At 42.7% G+C, this 6195-nt stretch carries 4 protein-coding genes; 2 read left to right on the plus strand and 2 right to left on the minus strand.

What is annotated here, in order from left to right:
* Both LK536_RS58200 and LK536_RS58205 read left to right on the plus strand, forming a co-directional pair.
* Positions 1–1669: PspC-like choline-binding domain-containing protein (locus tag LK536_RS58200; RefSeq protein ID WP_227797304.1), on the plus strand; the 1669-nt coding region annotated here is incomplete at its 5' end.
* A gap of 152 nt (positions 1670–1821) precedes the next feature.
* Positions 1822–2802 (plus strand): choline-binding protein, encoded by a 981-nt coding sequence (locus tag LK536_RS58205; protein ID WP_120056653.1) that lies wholly within the window; start codon positions 1822–1824, stop codon positions 2800–2802.
* Between the two features lie 350 nt (positions 2803–3152).
* Here LK536_RS58205 and LK536_RS58210 read toward each other — a convergent pair whose 3' ends face one another.
* Both LK536_RS58210 and LK536_RS58215 read right to left on the minus strand, forming a co-directional pair.
* Positions 3153–4301, minus strand: coding sequence for a PspC-like choline-binding domain-containing protein (locus tag LK536_RS58210; RefSeq protein ID WP_227797305.1), 1149 nt, complete (start codon positions 4299–4301; stop codon positions 3153–3155).
* Between the two features lie 135 nt (positions 4302–4436).
* Positions 4437–6195 (minus strand): PspC-like choline-binding domain-containing protein (locus LK536_RS58215; protein WP_227797306.1); only part of this gene is annotated, 1759 nt, incomplete at its 5' end.

Genomic DNA, 6195 nt, shown 5'->3' on the forward strand with positions numbered 1-6195 from the left:
CAACAGAGATGGCGAGAGAGCAACCGAGCAGTGGAAAAAGTCCGGTAATAACTGGTATTATCTGGACAGCGATGGCGAGATGGCTATCGATACCCTGATTGAGGATGGCGATAATTATTACTATGTAGACATCAACGGTGTGATGGCTTCCAATCAGTGGGTAGCGATTGACAACGAGGATGCTGGTGAGGACGATGAGCCAGACCACTACTGGTATTATTTCCAGGCTAATGGTAAAGCATTAACCAATGGAACCAATGATAAGGTTTCCCTGAAGACTGTAAACGGCAAGAAATATGCATTTGACGATGAAGGCCGTATGCTGTATGGCTGGGTAGCTGAAGACAATGCAGAGCGCGTTGACAACACAGACGGTGATGGCTTCAAGGAAGGTATCTACTACTTTGGCGGCGAAGACGATGGTGCAATGACTGTTGGCTGGCTGCAGATGGATATCACATATGATGAAGCAACCGATGATGCTTATAAAGAGATTGCACCAGTATTTACTGATGATGAGGATCAGAGCCGTTGGTTCTACTTCAAGTCTAATGGTAAGAAGATTTACTCTGAGAATGCTGATGAGACCAAGGATAAGACCATCAATGGTAAGAAGTATGCATTTGATCAGTACGGTGCAATGGTAGCTGAGTGGTCTGTGGATGCTGATAAGAAGCCATCTACATCTTCTTCAGCAAGCACATCTACCGCTGAGGAGCAGGCTAAGTACAGCCAGGCATGGAGATACTATAATAGTGTTGAAGATGGTGCTAGGGTAAGCAAGGGCTGGTTCAAGGTTGTCAGTGCCGAACTTCTGAATGAAGACAAGTACAATGACGATGAGGATTCCTGGTACTACGCAGATGGAAGCGGTCATCTGTATGCCGGCGAATTCAAGACAATCAAAGGCAAGAAGTATGCGTTCCGTAATGATGGCCGTATGATAGATGGTCTGAAGTTCATTAAGGACGAAGGCACCAGCTTAGATGTAATTGCTGATGACCATGATACATTCAACTTCGATAATGAAGATGACTTTGATTTACATGCACCAATGTTCGAGGCAGCTGGATACTACTGCTATTACTTCGGTAATGGTGATGACGGTGCCATGAGAACCAACAAGAATACAGTTGAGATTGATGGCGATAAGTATAACTTCTACTTTGAGAAGTCTGGTGGAAACAAGGGCGCCGGTCTGACAGGTGAGAAGGATGATAAGTACTATCAGTCTGGTAAACTTATCAAGGCTGGTTCTGATGATAAGTATCAGGTTGTAAAAGTCAATACTTATGCGAAGAACTCCGATCTTGAAGAGACATTAAATGATGGTACCGGCATTACTGCTTACGATAAACTGGACGATGTAGATGCTTTCTTAGCTGATTTGAGGGATAATGGGGTTGACTACTATGATAAGGCTGAGTTAGAGAGTATGCCTGCAGCTGACTCTAAGACAATCCTGAATGCTGCTAACATTAATAAGAAGCTTGCCGATCTGAAGGAAGTTTACATTCCAAAGACTGCACTTAGCACAAAGGATTATTTCCTTGTAGGTACATCTGGCAAGGTAGTGGATAGCAAGTCCAGAAACAAAGATGGTAATGATTATTACTATACCGTTAGCAAGAAAGACGGTAGTGTTGCTGGTATCTATGTTGAGGACTAATTGAAATAGTTTAATAGATGGAGTAGCTGAAATTTAGGGGGAAGCGTTGTGACTGATACTATTATATTAGTTGCAACGCTTTCTTTTTTGTAAAATTTCGCTTCTTAGATATTTTTAGTCTCGTTGCACATTCAATATGGAGGTATTTTAAAATGAAAAGATTACGATTAAAAGCCATTCTATTAGCGTGTACTCTCTCGCTAGCACCTGCTTTTACCCATACCGCATTAGCAGATACAGCAGCTTCTAATGCAGTTGTCATGGAAAATTGTGGTGCCTATTTATTTGAATGGCGTCCGGTAGGCTATGAGAATGGTAAATATTTTGCTATTTTAGTAGGTGGGGATACTCTTAATGAGAGTGACGTTATATTAAATAGAGGTTATGATTATCCTTATACCTTTAACCCGTCAATTCCAAGACCGTGGGGACAGGTGCCTGATTTAGTAAATGTAAATGGGCAATGGGGCATTCCGGAAAATTGGGCTAATCTTCCGGAAGGTACCCAGCCTACATTACGGATTACCTTGGTAACAAATAACAAGAAACTTCCAACCAATGAACGCTATATAGATGTTGTAAGACTTCCAGGTGGCGTGGACTCGTCCACTCTTCCGGCAGAAGTCAGGAAATATTTAATAAACGTGGATGGATCAGATGCCGGAGCCTATTCAGGTACGGTCACAAATGGCTGGGATAAGCAGGATGGTAAATGGATATATAGAAAACCGGATGGTGGGCTAGTCACCAACGGCTGGTTAAATGTAGATGATGAAAACTACTATATGGATGAAAATGGTTTTATGCTGGCGGATACCATTACACCTGATGGAATATATGTAAATGCAAAAGGAGAAAAGACAAATTATATGCCCGGATGGGTACAGAATGACCGGGGATGGAAATATGTTCTTAAAAATGGCTATTATGCTGCATCAACCTGGGTTCAGGGTGCGGATGGCAACTGGTATTACTTTGACATAGGTGGATATATGGTGACAGATAAACAGACTCCTGATGGATATTATGTTGATGTAAATGGTGTATGGGATGGACAGCCTACAACTATTACTGTTGATACTGAAAGCTTAGGACCAGGAGCTATACAGAATAGCCAACAGGAAGAATCCTAATACTAGTGTTGATAATTTTCTATTATACGGGCAAAGAATACAGGATTAGCAGATAGAATTAAAGGGCAGAGCCGATTTTTAGGACTCTGCCCTTACCTGCATTATACAGGAATCTCTTTGTATGTTATTTAGACCTTGTAAAAAAGGGCAGTTTAAGTGATTTCAGATATCTAAACGCCCTTCATTCTGCGAGTGTCTATTTCATCTGTTATCTGTCTCTATGTTGCAGATATTCATATCATAAAAGAACAGGATCATCATCAAGATTTATCTCCAATACGACAAGATTAGTCCCGTATTACTACTTTCTGCGATGTGTCTTTTTATCTTACCATAATAGAACATTGCCTTTACTGTTTCCAAACACCATCATCACCAACTTCATATCCATCTGGTGTAGTCTGCCCGGTTACCATCTCAGACGCTTCATTAAAATAATACCACTTTCCATCTGTATCCTGCACCCAGGCATTGGTAACATAGTTTCCATCATCCTGCCTATATTTCCAGGCATTCCCAGATACCTCCCAGCCTTCCGGTGATGCGTTGGAATCCGCGCCAGGGCCTAACTTCTGCTGATTGACAGCTGCATTAGAGGATAGCTGGCCATCCCAGACTCCATTGGCGTCCACATGGAATCCATCAGGAGTAGTGGTATCTGTAACCATATAGCCTGCCATGTTAAAATAATACCACCGTCCATCCGTGTTCTGTACCCAGGCGGCAGATGCATCGGAACCATCCTTTTTAACATAGCGCCAGCCCTTTTCATCCTGTTCCCATCCGGGTATGTATTTGGTCTTTTCTCCTTTCACATTTACGTAAAACCCATCCGGTGTAATGGTATCGGTAAGCATCACGCCGTTGGAATCCATATAATAGGATTTTTCATCTATGGTAAGCCAGCTATTAGCTACATAAGTACCATCAGATTTTTGATAGCGGGATTGGCCATTTCCATCCTTTTCCCAGCCAGAGGTAGTTGTTCCTTCATAGGCCCCGGCATCAGAACCATCCACATTAATCAAATATTTGCGGACTTCCGGAGGAAGGTCTGAAGCCGATATGTTGCTGGGAAGATGCACAATATCCACATACCGTTCTTTTGTTGTCATCTTTTTATTATTCGTTGTAAGTGTCATTCGCGTATATGGCTGGCTGCCTTCGGGAAGCAGGGGCCAGTTTTCAGGGATTCCCCAGATTCCGTTTATGTTTACCAGAGACGGGACCTGCCCCCAGGGCTTAGGAATGGAGTTATCAAATGTAAAGGCATAATCATACCCTCTGTTAAGAATTGAATCTGATTCCTGTATGGCACTTCCGCCTGACAGGATTGCAAAATAATGTCCTTCCCCATAATCTACAGGTCGCCATCCGAATAGGTAAGCGCCACAATTTTCCATGGTAATGCCTGCTGTTGTATCGGCATAAGAAACCGCTGCAGCTCCTAGTGCAAGGGAAACGGCAAGCCCTATGGCCGAAATACGTTTTTTCCACATAAATATTACCTCCGTATTTTATTTTCTACACCTCATGGATTGCTGTTACAAAAATAGGGGATATTCCCCTGCAACATTTATTGTCACAAAAGAAATATCCCCCATCCATTACCGGATAACTATTCAGTTATCAGATTAGTCCTCTGCAAAGGTAGCTGCAATCTTATCTTTGTAAAGCTTATAAGTTACATCATTGCCATCTTTATTCTTAGAGTTATTTTCGCTAATCTTACCGCTTGTGTTGACTACGGCAGCACCGTCATTCTTAAGGGTTGGAACTCCAAGGGAATGTTCGCCTGCAGCATTCGTGTAAACGTAGATGTTCAAATCGTCAATCTTATCATCTTTTAACTTGCTGGCGCTTAAGCCTAAGTCGTTCAATGATACATTGGTAACAGAGACAGTACCATCGGTCAGGGTTGCTTTTGACTTATAGCTTCCATCAGCATTAAGGAATGTGGAGTCAAGGTCGCCCCTATTAAGGACAGTAACACCAGTTACAACACTGTCTATATCACTGGAGAATGCAGCAGCATCTGTATATTTCTTGTATCCAATCACTTTTCCACCACTGATTTCAGGATAAACTACCTGGAACTTTTCATCCCCGCCTGCAGACATCAGTTTTCCGGAATTGTAATACTTCTTGTCTTCTTCACCAACTTTACCAGTACCCTTGGAGGAACCTGATTTGCCAAAGTAGAAGCTGAAGTTGTCACCATCAATATTTACTGTGGTTTTTCCTGTCCTCATCGCACCGTCATCACCGAAATAATAGCAGGAATAACCCTGGGCATATAATTGTGATGCATGTGCGTTAAAGGAATCCTCATCATCATAGTTGTAGTTAGAATCATCATCAGCCATAATATCGCCGAAATCAGATGTGGAGCCGGTATTACCAGCAACACCTGTCTGAATAAACTGCAGGCCGGTTAAGCAGATGCCGGTCTCACCAAAGGCATACTTTTTGCCCTTAATGGTCTTAATCTGGTTTGCGTACAGATTACCGCTACCATCTACATAGTACCATTCATCTGCATCATCATCATACTTGCTTCCATCCAGGTTCTCAGCTGCAACTACCCTGAACCAATCCTTGGTAAGCTTACGGCCATCCTCTACGCTCTGGAAATATTTCCAATTGCGTGTCTGGCCTACCCTTGCGTTATTATCTGATGCGGTATCGCCTAAAGAACCTTCAGCGGTCTGGCTCGATCCAGAAGCTCTTTCAGTCTGGTCATAAGACCACTCTGCAACCATACGGCCATACTGGTCAAAACCATACTTCTTACCATTGATGCTCTGCTCTTTTATCTCATCAGAAGAGGAAGCCTTAACCTTCTTACCGTTACTCTTGAAATAGAAGTAACGGGTCTGATCTTCATCATCTGTAAATACCGGAGCAATCCAGTCCTGACTTTCCGCATTTTCATCTGTAATGTCAACCATTAGCCAGCCAGTGGTCATAGCACCGTCATTCTGGTCGCCAAAGTAGTACTCTGCTTCCTGCCATGCATCGTCATCATCATTGTAAATGCTCTGGTCATCTACTTTAATCCAGCCATACAACATCTGGCCTTCGTCGTTAAATGCATACTTCTTACCATTAATGGTCTTTAAGGAAATCTTGCCGCTATCTGGACCCTTTAATGCCTTACCGTTTGCCTGGAAATAATACCACCACTGATCTGGCTCATTGTCATTCCCGGCATCCTCATTGTCAATTGCTACCCACTGATTGGAGGTCATAACACCGTTAATGTCCACATAGTAGTAATCATCATTGTACTCAATCAGCTGATCGATAGCCATCTCACCGCTGTCATCCAGATAATACCAGTTATTACCGGATTTAGCCCACTTATCGGTAGCTCTTTCGCCATCTCTCTCA

Origin of the sequence: Clostridium pacaense, assembly GCF_020709765.2 — a bacterium.
Lineage (GTDB): Bacteria > Bacillota > Clostridia > Lachnospirales > Lachnospiraceae > Enterocloster > Enterocloster hominis.